The 917-nt window shown below is 71.2% G+C and carries 1 protein-coding gene; it reads left to right on the top strand.

Going from position 1 to position 917, the window contains the following annotated elements; translation table 11 throughout:
* The coding region (locus tag ACGVWT_RS19175) for a hypothetical protein (protein ID WP_394427826.1) at positions 1-906 on the top strand (906 nt) is incomplete at its 5' end.
* Between the last annotated feature and the right edge of the window lie 11 nt (positions 907-917).

The following is a 917-nucleotide window of genomic DNA, read 5'->3' as shown; positions in this document are numbered from 1 at the left end:
ACCGTATCGGCGGCGGTCATCACTGCCGCAGCGGGTGCCGCGACGGCAGTGCGCCTCCTGGGCCTCGGCAAGACGAGCGCTGCCGGCAGCGCCAGCGGCGCGCTCCCCGCCACAGTGAACCAATGGACCGCGCAGGTGACTGCTGCCGGCGCCGATGCCACGGCGTTGTCGCGCCTGGCGACGGCGCTCCCTGGCAACTTCGGGCGGTATAGCCGCGGCGCAACGTCCGGATATCTGTCCAAGGCCTCGGCGGCAGGCACCGACAGCCTGCCGGAGCTGGTGGCCCTGGCGGCGACCCAGCGCGCGACGATCGCCACCGCGATCGACACCGTCGACGTGACCATGGCGGCGCTGACCGTCGGTTCGGTCGAGGCCAATCTCGCCGACGCGATCGCGTCGCTGCTCGCCGCGCTCACCGGCGCATGCGCCGATCCCGCCGACGCGCTTCGCCTACTCTCGGGGCTGCTGGTGTTCCAACCGGTGGGATCGGATACCCTCGGCGCCTCGGGCGCGGCGGTGTCGCGACTGTTTCGACTGACGATCACGGTCGAACTCGCCCGCGCGTCGGCGGCCTATCAGCCGTCGAGCTACGAGGACGCATTTGCGCGGCTGGTCGACGTCACCGCAGCGATCGACGCGGCGGCGGAAACTGCGGGCAGCGGGCTTGACGATCTGTTCGCCGCGCTGCGCACACTGCGTGTCGCTGTCGTCGAGGATCTCCGCGTGCGTGGCGCCAGCCTCGCCCACGTCCGCACGTTTTCGCTTCCCGCTCCGCTCCCCGCCCTCAGTCTCGCACAGCGGCTCTACCGCGATGCGGCGCGCGCGGATGAGCTAGTGGGCGAGGCGGGCGACGCCTGCGTCAGCCCGTTGTTCATGCCGGTTTCGCTTCAGGCGCTCGCCGCGTGACAGAAGAGCTT

Origin of the sequence: Sphingomonas sp. S6 (genome assembly GCF_043498045.1) — a bacterium.
In the GTDB taxonomy this organism is placed as follows: domain Bacteria; phylum Pseudomonadota; class Alphaproteobacteria; order Sphingomonadales; family Sphingomonadaceae; genus Sphingomonas.
Note: the sequence above shows the minus strand (reverse complement) of the source record. Positions and strands in the feature narration are given on the sequence as shown.